At 41.7% G+C, this 16,656-nt stretch carries 16 protein-coding genes; 11 read left to right on the plus strand and 5 right to left on the minus strand.

The genetic code is table 11. The features are described from left to right. The first annotated feature begins 14 nt into the window (after positions 1 to 14). The 7 genes from DBR32_RS10065 (at position 15) to DBR32_RS10095 (ending at position 6,085) form a co-directional block, all read left to right on the plus strand. Entirely contained in the window at positions 15 to 413 is a 399-nt protein-coding gene (locus DBR32_RS10065) for an energy transducer TonB (protein WP_124636181.1), read from the plus strand. Between the two features lie 33 nt (positions 414 to 446). Then, complete coding sequence (locus tag DBR32_RS10070) at positions 447 to 839, plus strand: energy transducer TonB (RefSeq protein WP_124636182.1); 393 nt, start codon at positions 447 to 449, stop codon at positions 837 to 839. 6 nt (positions 840 to 845) lie between these two features. After that, complete coding sequence (locus DBR32_RS10075; protein ID WP_124636183.1) at positions 846 to 1,262, plus strand: energy transducer TonB; 417 nt, start codon at positions 846 to 848, stop codon at positions 1,260 to 1,262. Between the two features lie 707 nt (positions 1,263 to 1,969). Next, positions 1,970 to 2,194, plus strand: coding sequence for a hypothetical protein (locus DBR32_RS10080; protein ID WP_124636184.1), 225 nt, complete (start codon positions 1,970 to 1,972; stop codon positions 2,192 to 2,194). 25 nt (positions 2,195 to 2,219) lie between these two features. Further along, on the plus strand, positions 2,220 to 3,011 hold the full coding sequence (locus tag DBR32_RS10085; protein WP_124636185.1) for a hypothetical protein: 792 nt from the start codon (positions 2,220 to 2,222) through the stop codon (positions 3,009 to 3,011). Between the two features lie 320 nt (positions 3,012 to 3,331). Next, a complete protein-coding gene (locus DBR32_RS10090) occupies positions 3,332 to 4,993 on the plus strand; it encodes a T9SS type A sorting domain-containing protein (protein WP_124636186.1) in 1,662 nt (553 codons plus the stop codon). A gap of 165 nt (positions 4,994 to 5,158) precedes the next feature. After that, the gene (locus DBR32_RS10095) at positions 5,159 to 6,085 is read left to right on the plus strand and encodes a phosphoribosylaminoimidazolesuccinocarboxamide synthase (protein WP_124636187.1); all 927 of its coding nucleotides are present in this window, start codon (positions 5,159 to 5,161) and stop codon (positions 6,083 to 6,085) included. 146 nt (positions 6,086 to 6,231) lie between these two features. On the opposite strand, the gene DBR32_RS10100 is transcribed toward DBR32_RS10095, so the two are convergent. Beyond that, the gene (locus DBR32_RS10100) at positions 6,232 to 7,308 is read right to left on the minus strand and encodes a YihY/virulence factor BrkB family protein (protein WP_124636188.1); all 1,077 of its coding nucleotides are present in this window, start codon (positions 7,306 to 7,308) and stop codon (positions 6,232 to 6,234) included. Positions 7,309 to 7,451: 143 nt separating this feature from the next. On the opposite strand from DBR32_RS10100, the gene thrS reads away from it, so the two are divergent. Together thrS and DBR32_RS10110 are read left to right on the plus strand one after the other, a co-directional pair. Then, positions 7,452 to 9,386, plus strand: a complete 1,935-nt coding sequence (gene thrS, locus DBR32_RS10105) for a threonine--tRNA ligase (RefSeq protein ID WP_124636189.1) — start codon at positions 7,452 to 7,454, stop codon at positions 9,384 to 9,386. Between the two features lie 461 nt (positions 9,387 to 9,847). Next, on the plus strand, positions 9,848 to 11,296 hold the full coding sequence (locus DBR32_RS10110) for a T9SS type A sorting domain-containing protein (RefSeq protein WP_158605954.1): 1,449 nt from the start codon (positions 9,848 to 9,850) through the stop codon (positions 11,294 to 11,296). 68 nt (positions 11,297 to 11,364) lie between these two features. Here DBR32_RS10110 and DBR32_RS10115 read toward each other — a convergent pair whose 3' ends face one another. From DBR32_RS10115 to DBR32_RS10130, 4 genes are all read right to left on the minus strand, one after another. Then, complete coding sequence (locus DBR32_RS10115) at positions 11,365 to 12,219, minus strand: UbiA-like polyprenyltransferase (protein WP_124636191.1); 855 nt, start codon at positions 12,217 to 12,219, stop codon at positions 11,365 to 11,367. A 15-nt stretch (positions 12,220 to 12,234) separates the two neighbouring features. Beyond that, on the minus strand, positions 12,235 to 12,747 hold the full coding sequence (locus DBR32_RS10120; protein WP_124636192.1) for a DUF1573 domain-containing protein: 513 nt from the start codon (positions 12,745 to 12,747) through the stop codon (positions 12,235 to 12,237). A gap of 83 nt (positions 12,748 to 12,830) precedes the next feature. After that, the gene (locus DBR32_RS10125; RefSeq protein ID WP_124636193.1) at positions 12,831 to 13,646 is read right to left on the minus strand and encodes a YgcG family protein; all 816 of its coding nucleotides are present in this window, start codon (positions 13,644 to 13,646) and stop codon (positions 12,831 to 12,833) included. 12 nt (positions 13,647 to 13,658) lie between these two features. Beyond that, positions 13,659 to 14,120 carry a TPM domain-containing protein gene (locus tag DBR32_RS10130; RefSeq protein WP_124636194.1) on the minus strand — a complete coding sequence of 154 codons (462 nt, stop codon included), beginning with the start codon at positions 14,118 to 14,120 and terminating at the stop codon, positions 13,659 to 13,661. 150 nt (positions 14,121 to 14,270) lie between these two features. Here DBR32_RS10130 and DBR32_RS10135 point away from each other — a divergent pair, with 150 nt between their 5' ends. Continuing rightward, entirely contained in the window at positions 14,271 to 15,728 is a 1,458-nt protein-coding gene (locus tag DBR32_RS10135) for an arginine deiminase family protein (protein ID WP_124636195.1), read from the plus strand. A 19-nt stretch (positions 15,729 to 15,747) separates the two neighbouring features. Then, a complete protein-coding gene (ctlX, locus tag DBR32_RS10140) occupies positions 15,748 to 16,653 on the plus strand; it encodes a citrulline utilization hydrolase CtlX (protein ID WP_233559710.1) in 906 nt (301 codons plus the stop codon). Positions 16,654 to 16,656 lie beyond the last annotated feature (3 nt).

The raw sequence follows: 16,656 nt of genomic DNA on the forward strand, positions 1-16,656 counted from the left end.
CTATCTTCGTATTTGTGAAAAAAATCATATTATCCGTCTTCTGTTTGTTAAGCGTTACCCTATCGGTATATGCACAGGAAGTCCAGCAAGTGGAGGGAAAGAAATTTGCCGCTATTGAGCGCATGCCGGAACCGGCATTTAACCTGCCGCAATACTTGCAAACGAATATTCAATATCCTGAAGAAGCCCTTAAAAATAAGGTTGAAGGTAAAGTATTCCTCAAGTTTGTGGTGGATACAGACGGAAGCCTGAGCAACATAGAAATCGTAAAAGGAAAAGACATCGGATACGGCATACCCGAAGAGGCGATCAGGGTGGTAAAAAATATGCCCAAATGGAAACCGGCTAAACTAAGTAACGGACAACCCGCAAAATCATCTTTTATGCTTCCAGTACAATTTAACATACAATAGTGCCTATTATAAAAAACAGTGCATTCATTCCTTATGAAAACAATCCTAATAGCTGCATTTAACCTACTCGCCTTGACTAGCGCACAGGCACAGGATAAGGTACAAAAAGAAAATCTGGTGTTCAGAATGGTGGAAGAACCTCCGGCGGCCGGATTTGATATTATTCAATATTTAAGCAAAAACCTTCAATACCCTGCCGAAGCACTTAAAAATCAGGTAGAAGGTAAAATCTACATGAGCTTTGTGGTGAATGAAGACGGCAGCTTAAGCAATATAGAAATTTTAAGAGGTAAAGACCTGGGCAACGGTCTTCCTGAAGAGGCGATCAGGCTGATTAAAAGTATGCCCAAATGGAAACCGGGAAAACAAAATGGTGTCAATGTACGCGTATATTATTCCCTCCCTGTAACCTTCAGACTAAATTAAGGTTTTATGATGCTTAAACCTATTTTCACTTTATTTTGGTGCAGCATATACCTTCCGGTATTTGCACAAAAAGAAGCTGTTTATACACCTCATCAGGATACTGCGGTCTTTGCCTGTGGCGGAGAAGTTCCTACCCCACCCTTTGTGCTTAAAAAATACATAGAAGAACACCTTAACTACCCGCAGGAGGCCATAAAAGCCGATATACAAGGAAGGGTGTATATTTCGGTAGTCATACAGGAAGACGGCAAGGTAACAGATGCCAAAGTAGTAAAAGGACAGGAGCTTGGATATGGCCTGCCCGAAGAAGCCCTCCGCGTGATTCAAAGTATGCCCGGAAAATGGAAGCCGGCTATCTCTCTTCAAACGAATAAACCGGCAAAATGCCATTATACCATCCCGGTAGTCTTTATCCTTCAATGATCATCTTCCGCATTTTACATTAAACGGCGCACTTTTTCCAATTGACCAATCCTATAGGTCTATTAACAATCCCCATCATAAATTTTTTTCCTTCCTTTCTCTTATCAAGCAGCAAAACAAATCAATATGACTATCAGCATATAGTCGACCATTTTGTTCATGCTTTTGTGGTAACCAAAGGACCCAAAATGCCTGTTTTCATCAAAGCGATTGCTCCGCACCGCAATTTTGTTAGGTTCCGTGCATTGATTTTTGAGCTTTAAGAGCGTATACATGGTTCAAAAATCGCAACGCCAATACAAAATTGCTATCACTGTGATGAAAACAATAAACGATTCCAACAGAACAGGTCACTTAGAATCGGCCTTATAAATCTGGCGTTAAGAAAATCATTGGCTCGGTCGATAAAGGCGCAAACCATTGTCTGAGCACAGCGCGTTTGGTTTACGAACGACCGACATATGTTCAGATGCTCAGGTAAAGCATACTTCGTTTTAAAGACTAAATCCCGGGGAAATATCCACTATCCGATAAAAAAAGAACGTAAATGATTGCATATCATAATGAACAATAATGCATTTTTAAAAACATTAATAAAAATTATATTCATAAAAATAAACATTAAATTTATTTACATTATAACTAAATACTGTGATTATATTTGCATCACAAAACACAATTTTTATACTAAAATAAATGTGCACGCTATGAAAAAAAACCTACTACTGCAACCTGTTTTGGCTAGCAGTTCCCTGTCCTTTGCACAGAAAGGAAATCAGGTATTGCTGCAATCGACCACAACTGAGGAAAAGGAGTTTGCAGTTTACGAAGTCGAATACGCAGCTGATGCTAAACACGGCAGAAGGTCGCTTGCTCCGGGCACTCCCCATTATATCGGCAATAACAAATCTTGGAAAAAACACCATAACTAATCCTAATTCTTAAAAACAGCCAAAAATGAAAACAACAATCACAATCTATACCGCTTTATGCGGCATTTTACTCGCCGGCTGCGGCCTTAAAGCGGTAGCTCAAGTTAAAGTGGGTAGCAATCCTACCCAAATAGTAACAGGAGCCCGATTTCAGGTAGATGGTGACAATACGACCACCACTCCGGCCAAGCTCCTGATAGACGCCACCGGCAATGTCGGTATTGGTACCGCAGCCCCTACCGCTAAATTGCAGGTAAGCGCCACAGGTACAAACGATCCTGTACGTATCGAAAATCTTCAAAATGCAGCGACCACTGCCGGAACGACGGCTAAAACCTTAGTGGTTGATGGCAATGGCGTACTTAAAACAAAAAATAAAGATAATGTAAGTGCGGTAAGGGCTACCGGAACAATAACACTTGCCCAAAATAATACTGTTTATTTTACTGATGTAACAGCAGCAGCTACCGAAACATTCGACGGTTTGAATGAATTTAGCGGCCATACTTTTACAGCGGCACAAGATGGCCTTTATCAGGTGAGTTTTACCGTTCGTTTTGACCAGACAGTTTCTGCATTTGTAGGTGTTTTGGGTCTTAACTTATATAATGTTAGTGCTACGCCAAATTACACCTCAAGCTATACCGCAAACATTCAGGTACCTCCCGTACTCTCCGGACCTTTAGCATTATCTTTAGTTAGCTCAAATCTGGTTAAACTTAATGCCGGTCAGGTGATCCAGTTTTGTATTCAGGATTACGCTGCGGTTCCAAACCAAACGGCTAATTATATCATTAATGTACATCGCGTAGATTAAATAGGATCATTTATCAATTTCTTGGGTCATCTGTTTATTTTAAAAGTAGGACTTAAGAAGTGGAAAAATTATATAAGTATCATTGCGTTCATTATACAGGATAACTAGCCCGGGGCATGTCTCGGGCTAGTTATATATTGTAGCAGGCTGGCTATCCACTTCACGAAAACGGCTACTTGTTTATTATTATTAACCCGCACAACTACTGCTCTTTCGGCTTTATTATACTCATTAAGCATTAAATATCACTTATTTATGAAAAAAGCCAACTTTATATAAAAGGTTATGGTCTTTCTAGATACATCAAAATCCAATGTATCATGAAAAAAATTTTAAGCCTCCTATTTATTACCGGTTGTCTGCAGGCCAACGCACAGTCCTGGGAATGGCTCCGCTCGCCCAATGTTGTTATTGGCGGCAATAGCGGTTTCAAAAAAATAGATCTGGACAACAGCGGGAATGTCTATTCGGTAGGCACATTGTATAAACAGGCTAGTTTTGGCAGCACCACCCTAAACAGTCCCGGCGAATACCTGAGTCTCTTTCTATCCAAACAAGATGCGGGGGGCAACTATCAGTTCGCGCAAAGAATTTGGGCAGACAGTGGTATTTTTTCTGCCGTTATGAAATTGGATGACAATGCCAATGTCTATGTATTCGGAACTTGCGGGGGTACTAAACTGCACTTATCTCCCACCGATTCTATCTCCTTTAGTTCCGGTGGCGCTGTCGGATCGGTTAACCGCCTGTTCCTGGCGAAGTACAATAGCAGTGGTACGCTTATATGGGTCAAAAAAGGAGAAGCACCTAGTTTTTATGCCAATGCAAGGGGCATTACCAGTATCGGTTCGGACATTTATATCGGCGGCGATTATTATGGCACTTGTTCCTTTTTGGGGCAAAATATGGTCGGCAGCCCTGCCACCAAAAGCTTCCTGATGAAAGTAGATGCCAGCGGAAACGGCACCTGGCTTAAATCAAGCAGCAATAATGCCATGTGCTTTATTACCCGCCTGACGAATGACGGCAGTAATATCTATGCAACGGGCAAGTTTCAGAATTCCCTGCAATTCGATAATATTAATGTTGTGAATCCTTATGCCAACCCAGGAGGCGAACGTATTTTCCTCTTTAAATTCAACAGCTCGGGTACCGCTCAATGGGGTAAAGAAGAAGGGGGCGCGCATAATTATGTAACCACAGCAGAAGATGCCAATAATCCCAATGCGCTGGCTTATGATGGTAACGGTTATCTCTATGTAGGCGGATCGTACCAGGATTCTGCGGGTACAATCTTTAACCAACTGCAAAAGCCCACCGTTTCTAAATATGATGCCAATACCGGTGCAAAAATATGGACGGCGCGTTTTCCCAGCGAAGTGGAAAACGCCATCAACGGCATTGCCATCGACTCTAACCGTAACCTGATCTGTGTAGGCGAATACAAAGGCAGTTTCACCGCCGGAGGCATCAATCTGCCTACCGATAACACGGCCCGTAAAGGCATGATCATGAAGCTAAACAGCAGTGATGGTGCTTGTACTGCTGCCAGTATGATCGGCAACCTGAATTACACCGCAAACGTAAATGAAATCCTGATGGCGCCTAATAAATCCTATTATATCATTGGGGGTATATACAAAGAGAACCTGGATATCAGTACTTTTTCGTTGAATTCTTCGGGATTCGGTACACCATTCAATGCCAAATATAACCTGGGCACCCCTTTGTCTACCCATAACCTGACGACACTGAGCTATAATGTATATCCTAATCCTTGTCATGAGTCACTGAACATAACCAGAACAGGAAATGAATCTGCTACAATTTCTATTATCGATATCAGTGGTAAACTGGTGCACCTGCAAAGCAGCAACAACCAAACTACCAGTATTGATGTAAGCCGTTTAGCGGCGGGACAATACTTCCTGAGTGTCCTTACCGAAAAGGGCAAAGGCGTACAAGCCTTTATCAAGCGTTAATCATTTTTTAACTGCAGATAGCTGTAAACGGCAGGGCTTCCATATCTCGAAGTCCTGCCGTTTTTTATTCCGGGCATGTTACCGATACCATTTGATGAGGATTATGCGCGAATATTTTAGAATAAGGGGCTAAAATAGTACCTTTGCCCTCTCAAAAAACACCATATGTTTTCGCTAAATCATCAGACTCAATTTTATAAAGGAAAAGTAAGAGACGTATACACCATTGCAGACCAATATGTCGCTATGGTTGTTAGTGATCGTATCTCTGCATTCGACGTAGTGCTGCCCCGCCCCATCCCTTTTAAAGGACAAGTATTAAACCAGATCGCTGCCGTAAACCTCGAAGCGACCAAAGATATTGTACCGAACTGGGTGCTCGACAGTCAGTCCCTTCCTAATGTAACTATCGGAAAGAAATGTGAAACTTTTGCTGTGGAAATGGTGATTCGCGGTAACCTGGCCGGTCATGCCTGGAGAACTTATAAAAACGGTGATCGCCTTTTATGTGGTGTGGTATTGCCCGAGGGCATGAAAGAAAACGACTTTTTTGAGACCCCGATCATTACCCCTTCTACCAAAGCGCATGAAGGGCATGATGAAGATATTTCAAGAGCAGAAATCATCGAAAGAGGAATTGTTTCGGAAGCGGACTATCTGGAACTGGAACGCCTTACGCAGGCAATTTTTGAAAGAGGCAGAACCATGGCTAAAGCACAGGGCTTGATCCTTGTAGATACTAAATATGAGTTTGGTAAGATTGGCGATACCATATATCTGATTGACGAAATCCATACCCCTGACTCTTCCCGCTATTTCTATGCGGACACTTACGAAGCCCTGCAAAGCGAAGGCAAGCCACAAAGACAACTCTCCAAAGAGTTTGTTCGGGAATGGTTGATGGAAAATGGGTTTCAGGGCAAGGACGGGCAAACCGTTCCGGAAATGACAGAGGAGAAAGTAACGGAGATATCAGAACGTTATATAGAATTATATGAAAAACTGACCGGTAAGCAGTTTGAGAAACAATTACTCAGCGATACAGAAACTGAGAAAAAAATCAATGAAGTCCTCAACAAACTGGTATCCTAAATCATACAACATAATATATGAAGAAAGGGACGCAAAATGCGTCCCTTTCTTCATATGTTTAAGATAGATCTTATTGCGACAAAACACACTCTAACAAACAAGGCATATAGCCATACAATTTTAAGTAAGTATAACTTCGTTGGGATTTAGGCGTTGCCCTCTTTATCAAGAGATTCCTTAATGTCCTTAACTTCCGCTTTCATCTCTTCGGTACTTTTGTTAGCCAGCATCTCTATATTAGCATCGGACTGTTTTAAAACTTCTTCAGAAATCTCGGTCTTATTTAATGCTTCTACAGGTGCATTCTCCATATGTACCTCCACGATCTTGGTCGTAACCGCATATTGATTAGGATAGATATTATTGCCGTAATACACCGCCCAGGCCTTGGTAAATTCGGCACCAAAATAAAGAATCAGCGAAGAATAGTATACCCAGGCCATTAACACAATGATTGCGGCGGCTGGCCCATAACTATTACTATAATTACTACTTCCAATATAAAAAGAGATCAGGAACCTGCCGATCAGGAACAGCACCGAAGTGGCGACAGCGCCAGACAGTACATCCCGGAACTTAATCTTCGCATCCGGTAGTATTTTAAAGATCACCGCAAATAAAGTGGTAATGATCAAGAAAGTAAGCAGTACATTGAGCACATAAAACACCGCAACAGTTACATTAGGATAAAGAATCATCAAGCGATCGCTCAGGGCATCGACAAGCGTATTAACCCCCAAAGAAACGATCAGTAAAAACCCGATGCTGATGATCAAAGAGAAGGACAATAGACGGTTCAACAGCATTTTGATCCAGCCTTTCTTCGGCTTTGGTTTGATACCCCAGATGATATTGATTGAGTCCTGTATCTCTGCAAAAACCGTCGTGGCACCAAAAAGCAGGGTCGCTCCACCGACAATGGCTGCAGTCGTACTCTTTCCGGAGAGCGAGGCATTTTTCACGAGACTTTGTACCTGGCTTGCCGCATCAGATCCCATATAGTTCTTAAGATAATCAAACAATTGTCCTTCAATAGCATCATTGCCCAAAACGAAACCTAAAATAGCCAGTAGGACTACAAAAAACGGGGCGAGTGAAAACATGGTGGCATAAGCCAGAGAGCCACTTAACTTTGTCACTTTATCATCTCCGAAACCGGTAAATGAATTTTTCAATACAGTCCATACTCCTTTTCCAGTAATCTTCTTGTCATTATATTCCATATGCTATCGCTTTGTTTTCCTCCTAAAAATAAGGTATTTTACTACAGCCTAAAACATCTAATCGTTAAAATATAGATCACAAACACATTTTTCCTATTATAAGGAGAATAAATTAACTTTGCTACCCATAAAAAAACAGAAAGATGATTAACCTGACTTTTCCCGATGGCGCAGTTCGTAGTTACGAACCAGGTATCTCGGGCTTAGACGTAGCTAAGACAATTAGTGAAGGGCTGATGCGTAAAGTATTAGCTGTAGAAATTGATGGTAAAATAGTAGATGCCTTCGGTGCGATAACGACCGACGGAACGATCAAGTTTCTGACCTGGGACGATCATGGTGGAAAATCAACATTCTGGCACTCTTCTGCACACTTGATGGCAGAAGCACTGCAACACTTTTATCCGGATACTAAATTTGCGATCGGGCCTCCGATTGAAAGAGGTTTTTATTACGATATTGATTTAGGTGAACAGAAAATTTCGGATGAAGACCTGGAGAAAATAGAAAAGAAAATGAAGGAGCTGGCCGGACAAAAGTCCCGCTATGCTCGTAAAGAAGTATCTAAAGCAGATGCCATTGCTTACTTTACCGAAAAACAAGATCCTTATAAACTGGAATTGATTGACGGCTTGGAAGACGGGCAGATTACCTTCTACTCACAAGGCGATTTCACTGATCTGTGCCGTGGGCCACACATCCCGAATACAGGCTTTATTAAAGCGATTAAACTGACCAATATTGCGGGTGCTTATTGGCGCGGGGACGAGAAGAACAAAATGCTAACCCGTGTTTACGGCGTTACGTTCCCTTCTAATAAAGAACTGGAAGAATACAATACCTTAATGGAAGAGGCGCGCAAACGCGACCACCGTAAATTGGGTAAAGAATTAGAATTATTTGCCTTTAGTGAGAAAGTTGGTGCCGGTTTGCCTTTATGGTTGCCTAAAGGTGCCATGTTGCGCGATCGTTTACAACAGTTCCTGCAAAAAGCGCAACTGGAAAGCGGTTACCTTCCGGTTATGACCCCGCATATCGGTAACATTAACCTGTATAAAACATCCGGCCACTATGAGAAATATGGTGCCGATAGTTTCCAGTCGATCAAAACGCCGCACGAGGGCGAAGAGTTTATGTTGAAACCCATGAACTGTCCGCATCACTGTGAGATTTACAAAACCTCTCCGAAATCCTATAAAGATTTACCGGTGCGTTTTGCAGAGTTCGGAACGGTATATCGTTATGAGCAGGCAGGTGAATTACATGGTTTGACCCGTGTACGCGGCTTTACTCAGGATGATGCACACTTGTTCTGTCGTCCCGATCAGGTAAAAGATGAATTCAAAAAAGTAATCGACCTGGTATTATATGTGTTCAATTCTTTAGGCTTTACCGATTATACGGCCCAGGTGTCCTTGAGAGACCAGGTGAACAGAGAAAAATATATCGGTACAGAAGCGAATTGGGATATCGCAGAAAATGCGATCCGTGAAGCGGCTGCCGAAAAAGGATTAAAAACAGTGGAAGAGTATGGTGAGGCGGCCTTCTATGGCCCTAAGCTTGACTTTATGGTGAAAGATGCGATTGGTCGTAGCTGGCAACTGGGAACGATTCAGGTAGACTATAACTTACCGGAACGTTTTGAACTGGAATATGTAGACAGCGATAATAGCCGTAAGCGCCCGGTTATGATACACCGTGCACCATTTGGTAGTATTGAGCGTTTTGTAGCCGTATTGCTGGAACACTGCAGTGGTAAATTACCTTTATGGTTAGTACCCACTCAAGTAAAAATCCTTCCAATCTCCGATAAATTCATGGAATATGCGGAAGAAATCAAGAAAGTATTGCATCGCCAGGATATCCGTGTAGAGATTGATGATCGTCAGGAAAAGATCGGTAGAAAAATCCGTGATACCGAATTGGAAAAGATCCCTTACATGCTGATTGTGGGAGAAAAAGAAATGGAAAGCCAGACGGTAGGTGTACGTAAGCAATCTGTTGGCGACCTGGGTAGCCAGTCTATACAGGAATTTGCAGACCTGATCAAAAAAGAAGTAGAAGAGAAACTAGCATAACCAATCTTATCATTATAACAGACAAAGGGCATANNTATGCCCTTTGTCTGTTATAATACGTGGAACTCATGTCCAAAAAAAAGAAAAATACCGCTTCGTCTTTACCCTTTTTGTCGCTTTTAAGAAACGCATATTAAAAAATCCGCTAAGGTACATTACCCCATTTCCGTCTATATAGGTATTGATTTGTCTTAGTCATCAAGTGATATAGACAATATAAAATCATAAATTTTACAAATTGTTCATTATCAATAACAAAGACATGAGCGACAAACAACAGCTTTCTATCACTACTACAAATGCCCAGCTAAAACACCGTTAGATCAGCCCGATCTCCGGAAGGAAAATATATTTTTTCATCATCAAAATGCAATTATCCGATGCTTTAAAACACAACAAAAAAGTAGCAACAAAAACACCTAAACAAGAAAATGTTCACCCATCATCTCAAACAACAAATTATGAAAAAAATCTTATGCTTATGTGCAATGCTCGGCATCAGCACCCTTATCTTCGGACAAACAGCAACATGGAATGGTTCTGTCAGTGACAGCTGGCACAATGCTGCAAACTGGACCTGGTCCAATGGTACAACCGGAATACCCGGTGCCTCTACTGACATCGTATTGGACACTCCAAGTAACTTATCACTGGTTTTACAGCCTACTGATTCTGTAAGTTGTAAAAACATACGTTTAAGCGGCGGAATAACGATGAATAATTTCAGCGTGCTTAACGTGTATGGAGATTCTATTGCTGTCGGCCAAAGTACCTCTTCGGGGGCGTCAATAGTTGGTATTGATCCCTTTGCTACGGTACCGGGACAGCATGCAAAAATTAATTTTTTCGGTAATAATAACAAAGTAATTTCCGGGGTTGAAATTATGATCGGTAAAATAAACATTGCCTGTAACAGCCTTACCTTGCTTAATGAGGCAAGCCTATCCGTGCAGACAGCGATCAAGTTTAGCCAGCCTACTGTAGCATTGGGTAACGCCGCTACCGGTAACCTGATCGTTAGTGCAACAGGAAGATGTATCGTCAGCCCAACAACTACCTTTCAGTTCAGTACCTTTACACCGGGCAGCCAGATTCCACCACATATTATCGCAACTGCCGTTATTACCGCGACAACCGATGATTTTTACGGAATGGTTATTATCCTGGATTTCCTGAACGGCATCGGGCTCAATGGTCAGATCACACTGCCCATCGGTGCCAGTACAAAATCCTACACCCCAATGACCATAAATCATACAGGAGATTATCCATGGTGCGTATCTGTACGAAAAGGGCTCCCGGGTACCTGTACCAATACACCCGTGGTTAATAATAATGCGGTCCAGAATGTATACAGCATCTTCCCTATCGACATGGCTCAGGAGCGGCTTGCCACAATGCTGGATACTCCGGCCGCTATCAGCCTTACCTTTAACAGGTCTGCGACAGGAGAAGATGTACTGACCGGCTTTAACATAGGTAACAACCCACTGAAAATGTATACAATGGACTTTGTCGGTTGCCACCAAATAATCTCTGGTAGTACAGAAACAAGTACCTCCGGAAACCAACAGGTGACCATGAATATAGCACAACAAAATAACTTCGGATATTTTATCATAGCACCACATGCATCGACATCAATCAGGAAAAGAGCAAGTGAGATGGCGTTTCAACTCTTCCCTAATCCGGTTTCAGCGCACTGTACCTTCCGTATGGAGGTGGGGCATCCTGCGGTTGAACTTAAACTGATCAATATCCTCGGCCAGACTTTATGGAATAAATCCTTTGAAGCAAATAGCTTACAACATGGCTATTCCCTTCCAATGGAAACATTACCCAAAGGTGTATATAACCTGCAGGTACAATCTGAAACTACCCATACCAGTCAGAAGATTGTGAAGCAATAAGGAAAATAATAAAAATGTTATAGAAAAGGGNNCCCTTTTCTATAACATTTTTATATATCAGAAGCCATCTAAGCCAGTAGCAGATCTGTTATCGTAAATACCGCAAATACTAAACTGATGATGCCATTGGTCGTGCCGAAGGCCAGATTTACTTTACTCAGGTCATGAGGCTTTACCAAGGTATGCTGGTACACCAATAAGGAAAGTACAATGGCTGCGCCAATCCAGTAAACCCAGTGAAAACCGGCATAAAAGCCTACTGCTATAATCAGCGAAGCAGAAATAACATGTAATACATTGGATACCATCAAAGCGTTTTTCTTTCCTAAAGCTGCCGGTATAGAATTCAAATGATGATCCTTATCAAACTCTTCGTCCTGCAAGGCATAAATAATATCAAATCCTGATACCCAGGTCAGGACAATAAAAGAAAAGAACAGGGGCACCATATCAAAAGTCCCGGTAATAGTCAAATAAGCACCGATAGGTGCCAAAGCCAGGCCCACACCCAATACCAAGTGGCACAAAGCGGTAAAGCGCTTGGTGTAGCTGTAAAACAGCACAACAAATAAAGCGACAGGCGATAAGTAAAAACACAAAGGATTAATGAAGTACGTTGCTGTCATGAACAACAAGGCATTCACAATCGTGAAGACTAAAGCATTATTAGCAGAAATCAGACCGGCAGGCACCTCGCGGGAAGCCGTTCTTGGATTTTTAGCATCAAATTTACGATCCAGAAAACGGTTAAATGCCATGGCAGCATTACGTGCCGTAACCATGCACACCAGCATTAATAACAAAATTTTCCAGTCAAAAGCATAATCCTGTTTATAAAAAACAGCCAGCGCAAACCCAATAAGGGCAAAAGGTAAAGCAAAGATCGTGTGACTAAACTTTACCAGGGATAAGTATTTCTTCAAAACGAAATGATAATATTATTGTACAAGGGCTTTAAACTTCAGGGGAATACGATCCTGCTCGGCATTAGAGATCACCGTAATGGCTTTATCTACATTGCCCGCTTTCCCTTTAGAATTAAAAGAGATTTTGATTTCTCCGTTTTGTCCCGGAGGTACAGGTGTTTTTGTATAAGAAGGAATGGTACAACCACAAGTTGCAATCACATCATCAATAATCAGCGGATTAGCACCTGTATTTTTAAATTTATACGTATGTTCTACCACATCACCATCTTTAATTGTTCCAAAATTAAACGTGTCTTTATCAAATCTGACCGTTGTTTTCGGCCGGTCGCTTTGTGCTGGTGTTTTTAATTCTTTTAAGTTACCCGTGGATTCCAGGTTGTGTGCCGCATTCGCTTTATTTCCCTGCATATTCAGCTTATTCAATAAAGCAGTTTTGCTTACACCGGATAATTCTACCAACGCGATCGTAAAACAAGATAGGGTCAGCACTGTTAACAGAATCGTCTTTAGATTAGAGTTCATGAGTTAAAATAATGTTATTTAACGGCAAATATACCAATTATACAAAATAAAAATACGAAAAGTAAGAGTTCAAACTGTTATTCTTACCAACTTCCACTGGCACCGCCACCACCAAAACTACCACCGCCAAATCCACCAAATCCGCCGCCACCGCTACTTCCACCACCCCAGCTACCGCCAGAAGAACCCCGTCCACTCATCATTTCTCCTAAAATAGAACCCAGAAATATATCGGAGCCTCTGCGGCTGATATACCTTCCGCCACCACCACCCCCGCCACCGCGGGAAGCAAAGAAGATAACAAAGACAATAATGAGCACTATAATTGCAATGGCACCCTTGGGTACGCCTTTCTCTACATTATCTTCGGGATCTGCTTTATACTCTCCTTTAGAAACCTTTATAATGGCATCAGCCCCATTCACAAATCCCTGATAATAATTACCTGATTTAAAGAAGGGGGTTATTTCATTACGGATGATGCGTCCGGCCAGACCATCGGGAAGCACCCCTTCAAGTCCGTAACCTGTAGAGATATTTATCTTACGGTCACTGATGGCAGCCAAAATCAAAGCTCCGTTGTCCTTTCCTTTACGGCCTATCCCCCACCGGTTGCCCAGTTCAACAGCATACTGTGAAATATCATATTGCCCGGTACTCCGCACAATTACGATAGAAATCTGGGTAGAAGTTGCTCGATCAAAGCTATCTAAACGGGCCTCTAAAGCACTGACCTCTGAAGCATTCAGTATCCCCGCATAATCGTTGACCAGTTTAGGAGGATTGGGTTTTGCAGGAAAATCTTTATCTGATTGCGCTAGTGCCTGAAATGTGCCCAAACTCAACAGGAGGACACAGCACAGCTTTATATACTGCAGGAATTTAATTCTTAATAACATTCATTTTTTCTTTTAGTGGCCAAAGACGATATCGTCCGGAATTTCGTTTTTATCTTCTTTCTCGGAATGCGGAAAATGCGTTCCCAAGTCTGTTCCGATGTCTTTAATGACGGTCACAAGCCCTTCTACAATTTTATCTTCCTTACAAAAATCCTGTAATATCCGCAGTTCCTTTTTCCAGTACTGCTCCTTTCCTACCTTATGATGAATGCCTTCATCGCCCACGATTGCAATCTGGCGATCTTTGAGTGCCATATAAATCAATACGGCATTGCGCTGCTGTGTCAGGTGCATCTTCAGTTGTTCAAAAACTTCCCATGCCCGATCCGCCGCATTTACATATGTACAATGTGACTCTATATATACCCGCAATTCTCCCGAAGTAATACCCTCGGCATATTGTATGGCGCCCACAACCTCCTGCGCTTCATCAGCAGAAAGTAAGGGCTTTTTAGATGTAGAAAAAATAGCCATTCGAACCCTTTGAAATTAATTCCAAATTTAGGATTAAAAATCAATATCATCGGCAGAATTTCCACTTATGACAAGGGAATATATACAAGATAGCCATGGGCATTCGTAAAAATTGATTAATTTGCAGGAATTCAGCAATCTAAAAATTTTATGTCGAAAATTAAACAAAAAGAAATCAATGTATCTTCAGAAACAGGAACCTTAAAACGCCTTTTGGTACACAGCCCCGATAGCGGCTTAGGCAAAGTGGTACCTTCAAAAGCACAAGACTGGTTATTTGAAGACATTGTGCATTTGGATACCATTCGCAGAAAAGAATACGATTACTATACCAAACTACTCCTCTACTTCCTTGACCCCGAAAAAATAAAGGGAAAATTGAATAAAATCGATGATCCCAGAAGTAAACGCAATTTTTACAAACCGGAACATAAAGACTTTCATGCTTCGGATAAAGTTATAGAATTACAGTTGTTGCTCAGCCAGATCCTGGCACAGGAAAACATCCGCATCAAACTGATCGCATCAGTATGTGCTATTGAAAACTGTAGCTATGAAACCCAACAAAAATTAATGGGTTACAAACCGGATCAATTGGCTAAAATATTCATTAGCGGTACGCATAATGAAAACGAAATGATTTTCCCGCCCATCCCGAATTTTATCTTTACAAGAGATATCGGCATTACGGTAAATGAGTTTATCTTATTAAATAAACCGGCGAAAAAAGCCCGTACAAGAGAGGCTTTGTTATCGAAATACATTTTCTTTAACCACCCTTATTTTGCCCATTATAAAGACAATATCATAGAACTGCCCGATTTGCAGCATCATTTCTTATTGCCCAAGGAAGCGGAAGAACATAAAGTGACCCTGGAAGGTGGTGATGTTATGGTGGTGAGCAAAGATCATTTATTGGTTGGGGTGAGTGAGCGTACCAGCTGGGATGCCGCTTATCAAACCATTAAAGTATTGTTTGATAAAAAAGTAGTGAAGAAAATTACGGTTGTAAAAATTCCGCGTAAGCGCGATTATATGCACATCGATACAGTATTTACACAGGTGAAGAAAAACATCTGGGTGATGCTGGGTATTTTCTCCGACAAATCGGTAAAACACCTGGATGGAGATAGTGTGCAAAGGAACCTGGGTATTGTACAAAAGTCAAAAGATGATAAATTAAAGATCATCCAGTTCAATAGTAAAAATATAGACAATCCGAGCTATTTTGAAAGTCTGGAGGAGCTGCTGATCGACATCAGTACCAAAGACCTGGGTTGTAAAGAGAAAGATGTAAAGATCATTTTATCAGGTAATGATGAGTTCCCTTATGATGTGCGTGAGCAATGGACGGACAGCTGTAACCTGTTGGCTATTAAAGAAGGTGTAGTTCTAGGCTATGACCGGAATGATAAAACAGTTGAAGCATTTGAAGCGGCCGGGTTTAAATCGGTAAAGGTTGAGGACCTTATCCAGGCATTGGAAACCGATAAAATACAAGTGAAGGATATTAAAGATACCATCATCCTCATGCCTTCTGCCGAGCTCTCCCGAGCAAGGGGTGGTTTCCACTGTATGAGTATGCCTATATTAAGAGATAACGATTAAAAAATAAACGGGACACATTATGAGTAGTTATGCCTTATTGATGGTACGCCCTTCCCGTTTCGGATTTAATGCCGAAACGGCTGTAAACAATGCGTTTCAGGTGGCCGGTAATCAAAACGACGTACAAGAAAAAGCCTTAAAAGAATTTGACGATTTCGTCACCCTATTACGCGATCAGCACATAGACGTTATCGTGGTAGAAGATACTGTAGCGCCACATACGCCCGACAGTATCTTCCCCAATAACTGGATCAGTTTTCATAAAAACAGTACGATTGTACTCTACCCCATGTTTGCCGAAAACAGAAGACTGGAGCGGAAGGAATCCGTAATGGACGCCATTCGCAACCAATTCAGTATCGACAATACCATAGACCTGACCAAGAATGAATCGCAGGACATTTTCCTGGAAGGTACCGGGAGCATTATCTTAGACCGTAAGCAGAAGATTGCTTATGCTAATATTTCGCCACGTACCGACGAGAATCTGTTTAAAGAATTTTGTGAGGAAATGGGTTATCAACCGGTCATTTTCGAAGCAAAAGATGAGCAGGGACAAGACATCTATCATACCAATGTAATGATGTGTGTGGGTGACCATTATGCCGTTATATGCCTGGAATGTATCCCGGAAGCACAGCGGAGTATGGTTAAAGAAACCCTGGAAAACAGTGGCAAAACGATCATCGAAATCAGCTATGATCAAATGAATCATTTTGCGGGCAATATGCTACAGGTAGAGAATACAGCCGGAGAGAAATTCCTCGTCATGTCTGCCCAGGCCTATGCCTCGCTGAACCCTATGCAAATAGAAACCTTAACCCGTTTTAACCCCATCTTACAAACTCCCTTATATACCATAGAGCAAAATGGCGGTGGTAGCGCAAGATGTATGATGGCAGAAATACTATTACCTAAAAAATAATTC

The sequence above is a fragment of the Taibaiella sp. KBW10 genome, from assembly GCF_003852495.1.
In the GTDB taxonomy this organism is placed as follows: Bacteria; Bacteroidota; Bacteroidia; order Chitinophagales; family Chitinophagaceae; genus Edaphocola.